Here is a 14,730-nt window from a genome sequence, read left to right as displayed (position 1 = left end):
GTGACGCTGCATCCCGAGATCGCCACATTCATCGCGAGCCTGCCCGCCCCGCCCGAGGGTCCGCTCGACCCGGTCGCCCTGCGCGCCGCGGACGAGGCGCACGTCGCCCCCCTGGAGGAGCGCCTGCCGCTCCACGCGGTCGACGACGTGACGGCGAAGACGGCCGCCGGCGAGGTACCCGTACGGATCTACAGCCCTGTCGAGGCCGACAGCTACGGTGTGCTGGTCTACTTCCACGGCGGCGCGTTCTTCCTCGGCAGCCTGGAGACCCACGACCACGTCGCGCGCTCACTGGCCAAGGAGACCGGGCTCAAGGTCGTCTCCGTCGGCTACCGCCTGGCACCCGAGGCGGCCTTCCCGGCCGGTCTCGACGACTGCTACGCGGTCGTGCGCTGGGTCGCCGAGGAGGGTACGGGCCTGGCCTGGGACGGTACGACCCTCGCCGTCGCCGGTGACAGCTCCGGCGGCACCTTCGCCGCCGCGGTCGCCGCCAGGGCGCACGACGACGGCTTCGACCGGATCACCCACCAGATCCTCTACTACCCCTCGCTCGACCTGGACTTCGACGTCGACCGCTACCCGTCGCTGCGGGAGAACGCGGTGGGCTACGGCCTGGAGACGGCGGGGCTGAAGCCCTTCAACGCCTTCTACCTCGACAGCGGCGCCGACCCCGCGGACCCGCTGGTGTCGCCGATCAAGCGGACCGACCTCACCGGTCTGCCGCCCGCGCTGGTCGTCACCGCCGAGCACGACCCCATGCGCGACGAGGGGGAGTTGTACGGCGAGCGGCTGCGTGAAGCCGGTGTGGAGGCGACGGTGAGCCGGTACGGGGGAGCGGGCCACGGGTTCGTCCAGCACTTCTCCTGGATCCCGGAGTACCACGCGGTCTTCACGCTGACACGCGACTTCCTCGGCCGCAGCTGACCGGCCGGCCCGTGCACGAGCGGAGTAGGAAAGCATGACGCACCCAGTCACGGTCCACCCCCTGGTCTCGCCCTGGGGCCGGTTCGGTCTCTACAGCTTCTTCATCGACGCACCCGAGCCGGCGATCGTCGACACCGGCATCGCCTCGTCGCCCGCCGAAGGGATGGCTCCCGCGCTCGAGGCCATCGGACGCCGCATCGAGGACGTGCGCTGGATCCTGCTGACCCACGGTCACATCGACCACGTCGGCGGAGCGCACGCCCTGTGGGAGCTCACCGGGCGGCGCGCCCAGGTGGTCATCCACGAAGCGGACGCACCGATGCTCCGCTCGCGCCGGGCCCACGTCGAGGAGTACCTCGCCGGACGGGGCCGGTACCTGGACGCCCCCGAGGGCGAGGCGAAGGTGGCGGCCGCAACGGAGGCCGTCATCTCCGGCGAGATGGAGCCGTCCCTACTGGTCAAGGGCGGCGAGACCCTGTCCCTCGGCGGTGATGTCACCGTGTCGGTGCACTCCGTACCGGGCCACACACCCGGATCGGTCGCCTACGTCGTCGACGGACAGCGCTCGGTGTTCACCGGAGACGCCGTCCAGGTCCACGGGGCGGCGAACGGCTTCCCGGGCTACACGGACCCGGTGGCCTACCGCGCCGGTCTGGAGTACCTGCGGGACGAGATCCGCCCGCGGCACCTCTACCTGGGGCACCCATACCGCCGCGTCGACGGCACACCGTACGGCGTCGAGCTCGACGAGGCGCAGGCCCAGGAGGCAATCACCCAGAGCCTGGACATCGAGGCCCGTGTCGCCGCGGCCGCCTGCGGATGCCTGGAGGCGGGCCTGCGGGAGACGGATTCGCCGTACTCCCCGTTCGCCCGTGCCGCCGAGGAGCTCGGTTACACCGGGGACCCCGCGCTCGAGCCGTCGCCGTTCTTCACCTCCATGGCCGGCTACCGCACGCACCTCGAACAGAACGCGTAACACAGGAGCTTCACACCCATGACTGACCTTCACACGATCCGCGCGGGCGAGCAGTCGATCGCCGTCCGCAAGGATCTCCAGGTGCCGATGCGCGACGGTGTCACGCTGGTGGCCGACGCGTACAGCGGTGTGGACGACACGCCGAGGCCCGCGCTGGTGGCCTTGAGCCCGTACGGCAAGGAGCTCCAGGCCCTGGCCCTGACGACTCCGCCGCAGCGCCGGCCGAGCCCCATGTGGGACGGCTGCATCGAGGCCGGCGACATCGCGCGCGTCGTCCAGGAGGGCTATGTCCACGTAATCGGCGACCTGCGCGGCTCAGGCGCCTCCGAGGGCGAGCACATCGGCAACTACAACGCCGGTGGCGTCTCGCTCGGCCAGGACGCGTACGACTTCATCGAGTGGGTCGCCGCGCAGCCGTGGTGCGACGGCAACGTCGGCATGATCGGCATCTCCTACTTCGGCTCGATGCAGGTGCTGGCGGCGGCCGAGCGTCCGCCGAGCCTCAAGGCGATCTTCGTCAGCGGCGGCCACTACGACTTCTACGAGACCACCTACCACGGCGGCGTCATGTGGTTCATGCCGCGCGCCGCCCGCGAGGGGCGCGGCGGCGACTCCGGCTGGGCCTTCACCGACGGTGTCAAGTCCCGCATGCTAGAGACCTGCTCGCCCGAAGAGATCAAGAAGCGGGTCGCCGAGCGCCTGCAGGACCCGGACGTGGCCGCCTGGCCCAACCTGGTCCACGTGCTGAACTACCCGAAGAACCACGAGGCCTGGTTCGACATCGTGATGAACGAGGTCGACGGCGAGTGGTACGAGGAGCGCAACCCCGTCACCCTCGCGCCGAACATCGACATCCCGGTCTGGCTCCAGATCGACCAGGGCCGCGGCTGGACGATGGACGGCACCATCGAGGTCTTCAACCGCCTCAACGGCCCCAAGAAGCTGGACATCGGACCGTACCCGCCCATGCAGTCGCGCCCCTTCATCGAAGAGCACGACAAGATGTTCCGCTGGTACGACTACTGGATCAAGGGCATCGACAACGGGATCATGGACGAGCCCTCCGTCACCGTGCACGTCGAGGGCTCACGCCAGTACGTCACCGGGGCCCAGTGGCCGCCGAAGGACGTGGAGCACAAGCCGCTCTACCTCCGCCCGCGCCACAAGCTCTCCTTCGAACCCGAGCCCATGGGCGCCGAGCACGCCGTTCCCGACGGCTTCTACCAGGCGCCGCTCACGGTCACCGACAAGGTGGAGATGCTCAGCTGGAGCACCGAGCCGTTCACCGAGCCCACCGAGATGATCGGCCAGGGCGCGGCGCACCTCTTCGCGGAGATCGACCAGCCCGACACCAACTTCATCCTGCGCATGTGGGACGAGGCCCCGGGCGGCAAGCGGCAGCTCATCACGACCGCCTACCTCAAGGCCTCGCACCGCGAGCTCGACGAGGGACGCACCACCGAGGGCGACCCCTATCACCCGCACACCCGCGCGGTGCCGGTCGAGCCGGGGAAGATCGAGGAGTACGTGCTGCGCGTCTACCCGTTCGCGGCGACGTTCCTGCCGGGCCACAAGCTGGTCGTGGAGCTCTCCAACGACGAGCCGCTGGCCGACGCGCACAACGCGCTGCTGCCGCCCGACGCCTTCCACCTGCCGGTGGGCCGCCCCGTCACCCACAAGATCTACCGCGACGCCGCACACCCCTCCCGGCTCGTGCTGCCGTTCACGACGGTCACGGCGCCGGACACGACGCGACCGGGCTCCGCGCGCAACGAAGGCGGAGACCGGCGCAACGGCTCCTGACGAGGCCGACGCCGCACGGGGGCCGCCGTACCCCGGCGGCCGGTCCCGCCTTTCCGCCCGACCGGCGTCCGGACCTTCGCGCTCCCAGGCGCGTCGTCCCGGCCGCCGGCCCAGCAGCGGTCCGCCATGCCGGATCCTGCCGATCGGCCGATCCGGTCCGCGGTGGACCGGATCGGCAAGGGCAGAGTCTCGACCCCGGAGGAGACGCAAGGCGCCGCCGATGCCTCTCTGTTGTCACCAGCCAGCGTGGCCAGGTGACGCCACATCACCCGCCCGAGCGACCCACGCGATGACCAACGCATCGTCGAAAGTGGAGAGTACCTCACCGCACCAGGCAGGGGCGTTTGCCGTCGAAGGCCCAGTCCATTACCAGGTAGCGCATCCCGGCGGCGTCGTCACGGCCTGACAGCCGCTTCTCCAGGCAGAACTCGTGGGTGGCGAGCAGCCTGTCCATGTCGAGCTCGACACCGAGTCCCGGTGTGTCGTCGACAGCGATTTCCCCGTCGGTGATCCGCGGGGGCCGGACCGCGCACCGTGACGGGGGCCAGGTGGCCGGCCGTCGCCCTCACGCAGGTGCCGGCCAGCGGGTCGTGGATGGCGTAGATGCAGTCCGCGGTGAGTGCCTCGCGGCGTAGCGGGTCGCCCAGCGGCAGGTTGGCCCGTTCAGTGGCCAGTTCGGTTGCCGTGTCCTGCAGGCGGGCGAGGAGTTCGTCGGGCGCGAGGCGTAGCCGGCGCTGGACCGTGGCGGCGATGGCGTGCTCGCGGGTGAAGCGCCGTGCGTTGTCGATGGACAGGGCGGTGTGGGCAGCCACCTCCACCGCGAGTTTCTGGTCGGCCTCGTCGAATGGCGGCGAGTTCCCCGTGCGGTAGAGGCTGACCAGGCCGAGCGCCGCGTCGCGCAGGGCCAGCGGCACTACCAGCAGGGTGTGGGCCTGCGCCGACTGGATGGCATCCGCGCGCGGACGGTAGGTGGGCAGCCAGGGCGCGGAGGGATCCAGAGGGACCAGGCGGGGGCGCAGGTCGGTCAGGGCCTGGGTGAAGGGTGTGAGGGTGGGGGTGGCCGCTGCGGGAGGCGGTGCGCGTCAGCGGTGTGCCCGGCGGCAGCGGGGCCTGCGGCGGGTCGTCGCCGCGCATCGCAGTCCACCACCTCTACGACGGCGATGTCGGCGAACGCGGGGACCACGGCCCCGGCGAACTCGTCGCCGGTCGCCGCTGGATCCAGGGTGCGTCCCACGCAGCGCCGCACGGCGTCCAGGACGTGGACGCCGGCGCGCCCCCGCTCGCGTTCGGGGACGAACCGCTCGGCCGCCTCCACCCTCAGCTTCTCGTGGAAGACCCGCCGCTCCTTGGTCAGTCCGCCCCCTTGCGCATACCGCATGCAATCGGCATGCCGCAGGGATCACGGGCCGTCAGCCCCTGCCGACACCACGCTTTGAAGGTGAGTAAATGAGGTCAGCCCCTTACCCATCGCATCCCGATGATCAGGCGAAGCCGGACTTCGCGGCGCCGCCGGCGCTCCGCCTGGAACACACCGGAGATCGTCTGGACAGCGAAAAGCCCCGCCGGATCGAGCTGCCCTAACGGCACCGTGACCCGTGCTCCTCCGGTTGGATCAGCCGGGAAGGCGAATTACCAGCGACCGTGATTTCGTGCACTTGGAGGAAGCGCGCCTGCTTCCGGCAAGAGGTCGGGAGCATGCAAGGCGCGCGCATCGAATCGAGGAGAAATGACCACGTACAAGGTCGGCTACATCGTGGGAAGCCTGGCGACTCACTCAATCAACCGCACGCTTTCTAAGGTCCTGATCCGACTGGCCCCACCGGATTTGGAGTTTAACGAGATCCCGATCAGCGACCTCCCGCTCTACAGCTACGACTATGACAGTGATTTTCCCAGCGAAGGTAGGAGGCTCAAAACTTCGATCTCTTCCGCCGACGCCATTCTATTCGTCACCCCGGAATATAATCGGTCAATCCCCGGCGCTCTGAAGAACGCCATCGACTGGGCCAGCCGCCCCTGGGGAGACAATTCATTCACCCACAAACCGTCCGCGGTGATCGGAGCCTCCCCCGGTGCCATCGGGACAGCCATCGCCCAGCAGAGCCTTCGCAGCGTCCTCAGCTACTGCAACTCTCCACAAATGAACGCGCCCGAGGCCTACATCAGATTCAACCCGGAGGTATTCACGGACGATGGCCAGGTCGCCAATAGTGATACGGAACAGTTTCTGCGACGCTTCATGGAGGAGTTTCGCGATCACATCGTACGCGTGCTCGCGGTGTTGCCTCCTAGAAACATGTGACGCCCTCCGTGTCTTCCGGAACTACCGGACTCGGAGGCCGCCTCAGACTGCACTGGGCGGCATCCTTGCCTTGGGCACGCTACCCACAGCGGCGGCAAGACGACTGACCCTGCTGAGGGGGCTGGCCCAGGTGCGACGAACGCGTCGCCAGCGGCACGAAACCGGCGCCGTCACCTCGAGAAGCGGGCTCACCAACGCGGGAATTCCTCAACGGAGTCGTAGGCCGGTGACACAAAGGCGCGGGACCACCTGGCGCCGAGCGTCTGGGCGGTCGCCGGGGCGCAGAAGACTCTAGCCGTCGGCCTGGGCCGGCTGTCGGCCGTGCTGCTGGGCACCATGACGGCGGTCGGCGGTGGTGCCATCAGGGGCCTGTTGCTGGTCCGTACCCCCGCCATCTTCGGCGGCACCCCTTTACACGCGACGGTCGCAGTGCTGGTGAGCGGGGTGATGGTGGAGTGCAGCCGGTTCGGCGCGCCCACCCTCGGCATTCTGGCCGGGATTGTCGTTGGAGTCTCCTTGCGGCTGGCCGTGCTCACCTGGGGCCGGAGGCTGCCGGGCAGCGGCGACTGGCGTCCGGGGGGCGTTGCGCGGCCGCGGGTCCTGACCCCGATGCCCGATCGGAAGGCTCATGCTGAAGCACGTAAGGGGGCAGCCATGCCCCCAAGGATTCCGTGGTCGCCGTCCTGGCAAGGCTCGTTGACATTCGGTGCGAACTGGCGGACTTAACGTTGTCCGCGCCGGTGGCCGCGCGTTTGCCGCCCGGGTTATCGGCCCGTACCAGGCAACGGACGGAGTAGCGGGCCGAGCGCACTCCGGCCGGCTCTGAAATCATCATCACGGGTGGGCTGAGGCCATGTCCCCTGTGGTGGTGTAACCGCGTTGGGAGGATCTTCGGTCGTGGGGTAGATCGAGTCCATGCCGCCCTTGGGGCGGTAGCTGCGGGGGAAGGCGATCCATTCGTCGTGCATCTCGATGAGGGCGGCGGTGGTGAGGCGTTCGAGGGCGGCGGGGTTGGGGAAGATCTGGACGACGTCGACGCGGCGCTTGATCTCTCGGTTGACCCGTTCCAGGGGGTTGGTGGACTGGATCTTCTTCCAATGTCGCTCGGGGAAGTCAGCGAAGGCGGTCAGGTCGGTTTTGGCTTCCAGGAGCATGGCTTCGACCGCACACTCCTCTACACCGGCGACACCGACCGGCTGGTCTATCGGAGGAAGCAGTGGTCCGGTCTGCCGAGTGTTTGCCGGCTTGGGTCCGTGGCACCGTGGTGGAGAACGCACCGCAGAAGGAGGCCAGGCAGGCGATGAGTCCCGCCAAGAGGAAGTAGATCGCGGCCAGCTGCCCGGCCCTCGGGGCCACACTCACCGCGAGGAAAGAGCTACCGCCGGCCGCGTACACCATGAGGTTCATACGGCCCGTTGCGCGGAGGTGAGCAGCCCATCGGCGTCATCTGACCGCGTCCCGGTCCCGCCACCCAGCCCAAGAACGTTGCGGCCGCCCGCCCTGTGCATTACTGCCGGTTGAGATTCCGGAGCCGTTCGATGGACCTCTGAAGAGCGCCGAAGGCGCGATCCGCGTCCTGCGGGGTGACACGGGTGGCAGGCAGGATGCCATTACGCGCGTTACGAATGCGGGCGTACGTGTCGAAGCTGACGAGAACTTGCCAGATCGCTGAATCCCGGGACTCGGAAGGGGACGAAGAAGTGGGTTCCTGGGGCGACATCGTGAGACTCCATCGGGACGGCAGCTGCTGGTTCGGACCACGACGGGTCCATCGCCGACCAGACTTCCCGGCACACCATCCGCCCGACAGAGCAAGGCGAACTGCCGCCACACTACCTGTAGCAACACCAGCACGACACGCAGATGGACCACTCAACGCAGAACCGATGAGGCGGCCCAGTCTGGGCGGCAGAGGGACCGGGATCTGACCGATGGTTAGGTAAGCGCCGGTGGTCCTCGGCCTGGGCTCGCAGACGGTGGCGGAGCTCCAGCTCGGCGATCGGCCGGCTTGTGGTGTTCGTGGCGAAACAGGTGAGGCGGGTACTTTGCGGGCCACCGGCACATTTAGGGCGACGGAGCTGTCGATCATCTCGTGGCTGACCAGTTGTTCGGCCAGGCGCTCAAGGGCGGCCGGGGCCGCGCAGCAGTGTGATCGCGCCGCTCCTGCTGTTTCCCGTGCTCTTCCTGTCCGGGGTGTTGTCCGGCCAAGGGACTGCCCACCTGGCTGACCGTGATGACCCGGATCAACCCGCCCGCCTACGCCGTCGATCCGCTGCGCCACCAGGTCTTCGCCGCTCAGTTGCCGCGGAGTTGGTCATCGTCGGCGCCTGCGCGGGTTTTGGAGGACCGGAGTATGCCCGCGGTCAGACCCAGTCCGCCCTTGCTCCGGCGCGCAGCGAGCCTTCTCGGGCGCCTGGGAGTAAGTCCGCGATGCGAACAGCGCGAGTAGGCGAGCACCCGCAACGAACCGCCTGAGCCGTCCGGCCCGGGCCGACGTGCATCCCCTTCCCGTCCTTTCATGGGGCATGCTCCGCGGGTACGGACGCCGGACGATCACAAGGCTGGGCCGGCCTCGTCCTTCGTCCGGTCGACCAGGAACCGCGTGGCATCGGACAGGGTGGTCAGCTCCGGGTAGTCCTCCTCGTCGATCCGGATTCCCGTGCGCTCGGCCAGGAGCTCCACCAGGCTGAGGAAGTCGAGTGAATCCAGTTCGAGCACGTCACGGAACTTGTCGTCCGGTCCGACCAGGGTGAAATCCGCGTCAGGCACGATCCGGCTGATCGACTCCTCGACCACGGTCCTGGCCTCCGTGTTGTCCAGGGGCTTCATCCGACTCACAGCTCCTCCGGTTTCTGTAGCAATCGGCCGATCGCCGTCAGGTAGCGTGCCCCTACGGCACCGTCCGTGGCCCGGTGGTCGGCGGCCAGGGTCGCCGTCACCACCGGATGCACGCCGAGCATGCCATCCGAGGCCCAGGGCCGCTCGACAACCGCGCCGAAGCCCACCAGGGCCACCTGAGGCGGATGGATGACACCGAACACCGTCTCCACGCCGAGGTCGCCCAGGCTGGTGACGGTCAAGGTGGCCCCGGTCGTCTCGCTGCCACGCAACCGTCCCCGGCGGGCGCGCTGGACCAGATCCTTGAGACTGGCCATGAGGGCGTCGGGCGGCAGTGTGTCGGCGCGGTGGATGACCGGCGCGAGCAGTCCGCCATGCCGGAGTGACACCGCGACCCCCACGTTGACCTCGGAACCGGGGACGAACCTGTCGTTCTGCCAGTAGCCGTTGAGACCCGGGACCTCATGCGTCGCCGCCGCGGCGGCCTTCAGCAGCAGGGCCGCCGGCGCGAGGCGGCCGGCAGGCGGACGACCGCGGTTGATGCGGCGCAGCCAGTCCTCGGCCGCCTTGAGGTCGATGGTGGTGGACAGGTAGTAGTGCGGGATCTCCCGTTTGGAGCGGCTCATGAGGTTGGCGATGGCACGGCGCATGGCGTCCGTGCGCTGTTCCGGGCCGGTGCCGGTCGGTACGATCGCGTGCGCGCGCTGCTCGCCGTCCCGTCGACGCTGAGCCGGCCGCTCGGCTCCATTCCCCTCGGGCCTCCGGGTGCCTGCGCGCATGGCCGTGCGTACGTCCGCCGCTCGAACCGCTCCGCCGTCCCCGGTGCCCCGTACCGCCGTGAGATCGATGCCGAGATCATGGGCGAGCCGCCGTGCGTACGGAGTCGCCGGTACCCTGGGGGCGCGCGGCGGCGAGGCGCGCTCCACGTCGGTACGAGTGATCCGTCCACCGGGCCCGGTGCCGTGCAGGGCCGTCAGGTCGACGCCCCGCAGCACCGCCAGATGCCGCACGAGCGGCCCGGCCCCGATGACCGAGTCGCCCCCGGCGTACGGCTCCCGCGGTGGTTGTGAGGCAGAACTGCCTGTCGAGCGTACGGGCTGCCTGGCCGGCTCCTCGCGGGATTCCGTGCGCACCGGCTCATGGACGGGCCTGGACTCCCGGGCCACCTTGCGCGGAGGTCCCGGGCGTTCGTGCCGTGAGACCGGTTCTCCGTCGGTGTCCGCGCGCGTGGGCGTCCTCTGCGGGAGACGCACCCCGACCGGCTCGGCGGCCATGGGCGGGACCGCGTCGGCCCCTGCCGTCGCGGGCGCCTCGGGGGCGCCCGCCCGTACACCGGGCGCGGCCTCGCCTTCGATCACCGCGAGCGGTGTCCCCACCGCCACCCGGGTCCCCGGCGGAACGAGCAGCCGTCCCACGGTCCCGGACTCGAAGCACTCGACCTCGATGGCCGCCTTTTCGGTCTCCACGACCGCCACAACGTCGCCCTTGTGGACCTGGTCCCCAGGGGTCACGAGCCACTCCTGCAGCACTCCCTCGTCCATGTCCGCGCCGAGTGAGGGCATGGTAAACGCGGCCATCTCAACCCGACCTCCCGGTGACCGGCTGCCATTGCGCCTCGTCGGCTCCGGCCGGCACGGACTCGCCGACCGTGCGACGCGCGGCTGCGACGATTCCGCCGACCTGCGGCAGCGCGGCCTCCTCCAGCCTGCGCGCGTACGGCACGGGAACTTCGGCGCTGCACACCCGCTCGACGGGGGCGTCGAGGTCGTAGAAGTGCTGTTCGGTGAGGCGCGACGAGATCTCCGCGGCGAGGCTGCCGGTGCGCCAGCCCTCGTCGATGACGACGGCGCGATGTGTGCGCGCGACCGACTCGCCGATGGTGGCGTCGTCCAGGGGGCGCAGGGTACGCAGGTCGACGACCTCGGCGCTGATGCCGCCGCCGGCGAGATCGTCGGCGGCGGTCAGCGCTTTGGGCAGTGAGCCGCCGTAGGTGATCAGGGAGACGTCCGTGCCCGACCGGCGGACTGTCGCGTGGTCGATGTCGACCGGCCCCGCCTCGGCGGGCAGGTCACCGGAGACGTTGTACAGGCTGCCGTGCTCGAAGATCAGTGCGGGGTTCGGGTCGGCGAGTGCGGGAGCCAGCATGTACCGGGCGTCGGTGAGGGTCGCCGGGGCCAGTACACGCAGGCCTGGGATGTGCGCGTACCAGCCCTCCAGGCTGTGCGAGTGCTGGGCCGCGAGCTGCCGTCCCGCGCCCGTGGTCATCCGGATCACGATCGGAACGGGCAGCTGGCCACCGGACATGTGCAGCAGGGTCGCTGCGTTGTTGAGGATCTGGTCCAGGGCCAGCAGGCTGAAGTTGACCGTCATGATCTCGACGATCGGCCGCATGCCGCCCAGGGCCGCACCGATGCCGGCGCCGACGAACGCCGACTCGGACAACGGGGCGTCACGGATCCGCTCGGGCCCGAACTCCTCCAGCAGGCCGAGGCTGACACCGAAGCAGCCGCCGTACCGGCCCACGTCCTCACCCATCAAGAACACTCGCTCGTCGTTGCGCAGCGCCTCCCGCAGGGCCTCGCGCATCGACTCGCGATAGGTCGTCCTGCGGTCCGAGGCCGTGGCGGACTTGGCGGTACGCGTGGTCGTTGTCATGGCCGACTCGCCTGCACCGGGCTGGTCACGTACTTCAGCAGATCCTCGACGGGTTCCTCGGGAGCCTGTTCGGCCGTCTCGACGGCACGGTCGATCTCGGCGGCCAAGCGGTCCTCCAGGGCGGTCCGGGCCTCGTCCGACAGCTCCTTCGCCTCCCGCAGCCGCCGGGCGAGCCCTTCGACCGGGTCGCGCTCCTTCCAGTGCTCGATCTCGGCCTTGTCGCGGTAGCGGTCGGGGTCGTACATGGAGTGGGCGCGGAAGCGGTAGGTCCGCATTTCCAGGAAGTGCGGTCCGGTTCCGGCACGTATCCCTTCGGCCGCCCGCCGGGCGGCGTCCTCGACGGCGAAGACGTCCATGCCGTCGACTGCCCAGGAGACCATGCCGTACCCGGCGGCCCGCAGAGCGAGATCGGTATGGGCCTGGTGACGGGCCAGGGCCGTGCCCATCGCGTACAGGTTGTTCTCGCAGACCAGCAGCAGGGGCAGTCCCCACAGCGCGGCGAGGTTGGCGGTCTCGTGGAACTCGCCCTCCGCGAAGGCGCCGTCGCCGAAGAAACAGCAGGTGACACGGTTGCGTCCGGTCATGCGGTCGGTGAGGGCGAGGCCGGCTGCCAGAGGCAGCCCGCCGCCGACGATCGCGTTGCCGCCGTAGAAGCGGCGGCCGGCGTCGAAGAGGTGCATGGAGCCGCCCCGGCCGTGGCTGCAGCCGGTGACCTTGCCGAACATCTCCGCCATGATCGCCTCGGCCGGAACCCCGCGGGCGAGTGCGTGCCCGTGTTCGCGATACGTCGACACGACCGCGTCGTCGTTCGTGAGCGCTTCGTTGACGCCGACGGCCACGGCCTCCTCACCGATGTAGAGGTGCATGAAACCCCTGATGCGCGCCGCGCTGTACAACTCCACGCAGCGTTCCTCGAACCGGCGGACGCGCAGCATCGACTCCAGCAAGGCCAGCCGGTGCGCGGCCTGACGGTTCGGACGAGAGGCCGACCGCGGTGCGCGCGGCGTGCGGGTGGTGCTCATGCCGACTGTTCCGTCCTTTCCGAGGAGTCCTCCAGCGTGGAGATGTCGCCCTGAGGCAGGCCGAGTTCACGTGCCCGCAGCAGGCGCCGCATGACCTTGCCGCTGCGGGTGTGCGGCAGGTGCTGGTCGAAGGCGATCTCGCGGGGCGCCACGGCCGGGCCCAGGCGGCGCCTGGCGAAGGCCAGCAGGTCCCGTCGCGTCGCGGTCGTCGCGTCGAAGCCCGGCCGGAGTGCGACGAACGCCTTGACGATGTTCCCGGCCACGGGGTCGGGGCGGCCGATGACCCCTGCCTCGGCGACCGCCGGATGTTCCATCAGGGCGCTCTCGACCTCGAACGGCCCGATGAGATGTCCCGCCGACTTGATGACGTCGTCGGCCCGCCCGACGAACCAGTACCAGCCGTCCGCGTCACGTCGTACCAGGTCGCCGGTGAGGTACCAGTCGTCCGCGAAGGCGGCGGCGGTGCGCTGCTCGTCGTTCAGATACCCGCGGAACATGGACGGCCAGCCGGGCCGGAGCGCCAGCTCGCCCTCCGCGCCGGGCTCCTCCAGGACGGTGACGTGCCCGTCGGTGAACTCGGCGCGGCCGTCCGGGCCGCGCCGCAGCACTGCCGCCTCCACCCCGGGCAGCGGACGCCCCATCGAGCCGGGACGGATGTCGCAGGAGGCGAAGTTGGCGATCATGATGGCGCCGGTCTCGGTCTGCCACCAGTTGTCGTGCACCGGCAGTCCGAGCACGTCCCGCCCCCACACCACGGCCTCCGGGTTGAGCGGCTCGCCGACCGACGCGATGAACCGCAGCGCGCTCAGGTCGAACGAGCGGGGCAGGTCGTACGGCCCGGTCCTCGGCGTCGTTCGCATCAGCATGCGCAAGGCCGTCGGCGCCGTGTACCAGACGTTCACCCGCTGCTCGGCGAGGATCCGGTACCAACGGCAGGCATCGTAGTCGCCCGCGTCCACCACCACTGTCACACCGTGTATGAGCGGTGCGACGATCCCGTAGGACATGCCGGTGACCCAGCCCGGGTCCGCAGTGCACCAGAACACGTCGTCCTGGTGGAGATCGAGGGCGTACAGGGCGGTCATGTAGTGGGCGACGGCCGCCTCGTGCACATGCACCGCGCCCTTGGGGCTGCCGGTCGTGCCGCTGGTGAAGTGCAGCAGGGCCATGTCGCGGGGCGAGGTCGGCGGGATGGTGAAGGTGTCGGAGGCGTCGGTCATGAGCGCGGTGAGGGACAGGGTCCCGGGCAGCTCGTCCGCGCCCTCGCCGACGATCAGTACGTGGCGCAGACCCGGCAGCGCCTCACGCTGTCCGGCGACCTTCCTGCGATACAGCTCCGACGTGGTGACCAGGACCTGGGCATCACTCAGCCGCAGCCGCTGAGCCACCGGGTCCGGTCCGAAGGCGGAGAACAACGGGCACAGGACACTGGTGTTCTTCAGTGCGCCGAGGACCACGGTGTACAGCTCGGGGCACCGCCCCAGCAGCGTCACCACCCGGTCGCCCCGGCCGATCCCGAGCGTACGGAGCACATTGGCGAACCGCGACGTGGCACGTGCCAGGTCCCCGTAGGTCAAGCAGTCCACGGAGTCGTCCCGCGCGACACATCGCAGCGCGACCGCCTTCGCGCGGGCCGATGCCGTGTGCCGGTCCACGGCCTCGTGCGCGATGTTCAGTCCCTGCCCGCCTGGCAGCCCCTGCAGCCTGGCTCGCGCCTTCGACCACGAGAATTCCGCACACTCTTTGTCGTAGTCGCCCAGATTGGGGGCAACCCGGAGCACGGTGTCCTTCCGGATGGTCTCCCACCGCATGCCGGCCCTCCTTCCTGCGGGCCTTCTTCCACTCTCCGTCCGGTCCGCCCCGCCCGCACTGGGCCGAACGGCCCCGGTACCTGGCCGGACGGCTCAGGTCCACGGTTACCGCTTGCTCCAGACTGATGACCAGGTCACGTCACCGGGAGGTGACGCATATGGCGCCGCCGCTGCGGCTCACGCTGCTGGGCGGGGGCGCCATGGCGGCCCCGCGTTTCGTACCGGCCGGCCTGCTGGTCGCCGGCGGCCGCCACCGTGTCGCCTTCGACGGCGGTCCCGGTGCGGAGCCGCCCGAGGGCCGGATGGATGCCTTGCTCGTCACCGATGAGTACGCCGCTCCGCCCCGCGGCGTCTGGCCGCCGAACACGGGCTGGTGCGGCGCATGACGGACGTGGACTG

Annotated in this window: 12 protein-coding genes and 4 pseudogenes; 6 read left to right on the top strand and 10 right to left on the bottom strand. The window is 69.8% G+C overall.

Features of this window, described 5'->3' with window-relative positions:
* From OIE49_RS04640 to OIE49_RS04630, 3 genes are read left to right on the top strand one after another with little or no spacing between them, the layout of a single operon-like run.
* On the top strand, positions 1 to 924 hold the full coding sequence (locus OIE49_RS04640) for an alpha/beta hydrolase (RefSeq protein ID WP_326801193.1): 924 nt from the start codon (positions 1 to 3) through the stop codon (positions 922 to 924).
* A gap of 34 nt (positions 925 to 958) precedes the next feature.
* Positions 959 to 1,900: an MBL fold metallo-hydrolase gene (locus tag OIE49_RS04635; protein WP_326801192.1), complete on the top strand. Its 942-nt coding sequence runs from the start codon at positions 959 to 961 to the stop codon at positions 1,898 to 1,900.
* An 18-nt stretch (positions 1,901 to 1,918) separates the two neighbouring features.
* Positions 1,919 to 3,703, top strand: coding sequence for a CocE/NonD family hydrolase (locus tag OIE49_RS04630; RefSeq protein ID WP_326801191.1), 1,785 nt, complete (start codon positions 1,919 to 1,921; stop codon positions 3,701 to 3,703).
* Positions 3,704 to 4,025: 322 nt separating this feature from the next.
* Here OIE49_RS04630 and gudD read toward each other — a convergent pair.
* From gudD to OIE49_RS04615, 3 genes and pseudogenes are all read right to left on the bottom strand, one after another.
* Positions 4,026 to 4,238, bottom strand: a pseudogene (gene gudD, locus OIE49_RS04625) (glucarate dehydratase); the annotation flags it as partial.
* A 304-nt stretch (positions 4,239 to 4,542) separates the two neighbouring features.
* Positions 4,543 to 4,701: pseudogene (locus OIE49_RS04620) on the bottom strand (ATP-binding SpoIIE family protein phosphatase); the annotation flags it as partial.
* 26 nt (positions 4,702 to 4,727) lie between these two features.
* Positions 4,728 to 5,081, bottom strand: coding sequence for a hypothetical protein (locus OIE49_RS04615; RefSeq protein WP_326801190.1), 354 nt, complete (start codon positions 5,079 to 5,081; stop codon positions 4,728 to 4,730).
* A gap of 348 nt (positions 5,082 to 5,429) precedes the next feature.
* Between OIE49_RS04615 and OIE49_RS04610 the strand changes: the two genes are divergently transcribed.
* Together OIE49_RS04610 and OIE49_RS04605 are read left to right on the top strand one after the other, a co-directional pair.
* A complete protein-coding gene (locus tag OIE49_RS04610) occupies positions 5,430 to 6,005 on the top strand; it encodes an NADPH-dependent FMN reductase (RefSeq protein ID WP_326801189.1) in 576 nt (191 codons plus the stop codon).
* A gap of 249 nt (positions 6,006 to 6,254) precedes the next feature.
* Complete coding sequence (locus OIE49_RS04605) at positions 6,255 to 6,731, top strand: TRIC cation channel family protein (RefSeq protein ID WP_326806139.1); 477 nt, start codon at positions 6,255 to 6,257, stop codon at positions 6,729 to 6,731.
* Between the two features lie 205 nt (positions 6,732 to 6,936).
* Here OIE49_RS04605 and OIE49_RS04600 read toward each other — a convergent pair.
* From OIE49_RS04600 to acsA, 7 genes and pseudogenes are all read right to left on the bottom strand, one after another.
* A pseudogene (locus tag OIE49_RS04600) lies at positions 6,937 to 7,168 on the bottom strand (transposase); the annotation flags it as partial.
* A 780-nt stretch (positions 7,169 to 7,948) separates the two neighbouring features.
* Positions 7,949 to 8,104: pseudogene (locus OIE49_RS37040) on the bottom strand (IS1380 family transposase); the annotation flags it as partial.
* 454 nt (positions 8,105 to 8,558) lie between these two features.
* Positions 8,559 to 8,834 carry an acyl carrier protein gene (locus tag OIE49_RS04595; RefSeq protein WP_326801188.1) on the bottom strand — a complete coding sequence of 92 codons (276 nt, stop codon included), beginning with the start codon at positions 8,832 to 8,834 and terminating at the stop codon, positions 8,559 to 8,561.
* A 5-nt stretch (positions 8,835 to 8,839) separates the two neighbouring features.
* Positions 8,840 to 10,420: a 2-oxo acid dehydrogenase subunit E2 gene (locus tag OIE49_RS04590; protein WP_326801187.1), complete on the bottom strand. Its 1,581-nt coding sequence runs from the start codon at positions 10,418 to 10,420 to the stop codon at positions 8,840 to 8,842.
* Between the two features lies 1 nt (position 10,421).
* Complete coding sequence (locus tag OIE49_RS04585; RefSeq protein ID WP_326801186.1) at positions 10,422 to 11,498, bottom strand: alpha-ketoacid dehydrogenase subunit beta; 1,077 nt, start codon at positions 11,496 to 11,498, stop codon at positions 10,422 to 10,424.
* Positions 11,495 to 12,520 (bottom strand): pyruvate dehydrogenase (acetyl-transferring) E1 component subunit alpha, encoded by a 1,026-nt coding sequence (pdhA, locus tag OIE49_RS04580; RefSeq protein ID WP_326801185.1) that lies wholly within the window; start codon positions 12,518 to 12,520, stop codon positions 11,495 to 11,497. The genes OIE49_RS04585 and pdhA overlap by 4 nt, the downstream gene beginning before the upstream one ends.
* On the bottom strand, positions 12,517 to 14,331 hold the full coding sequence (acsA, locus tag OIE49_RS04575) for an acetate--CoA ligase (protein ID WP_326801184.1): 1,815 nt from the start codon (positions 14,329 to 14,331) through the stop codon (positions 12,517 to 12,519). The genes pdhA and acsA overlap by 4 nt, the downstream gene beginning before the upstream one ends.
* 158 nt (positions 14,332 to 14,489) lie before the next feature.
* Here acsA and OIE49_RS04570 point away from each other — a divergent pair, with 158 nt between their 5' ends.
* Entirely contained in the window at positions 14,490 to 14,717 is a 228-nt protein-coding gene (locus OIE49_RS04570; protein WP_326801183.1) for a hypothetical protein, read from the top strand.
* Positions 14,718 to 14,730: the final 13 nt, after the last annotated feature.

This window comes from Streptomyces sp. NBC_01788 (assembly GCF_035917575.1).
Lineage (GTDB): Bacteria > Actinomycetota > Actinomycetes > Streptomycetales > Streptomycetaceae > Streptomyces.
Note: the sequence above shows the minus strand (reverse complement) of the source record. Positions and strands in the feature narration are given on the sequence as shown.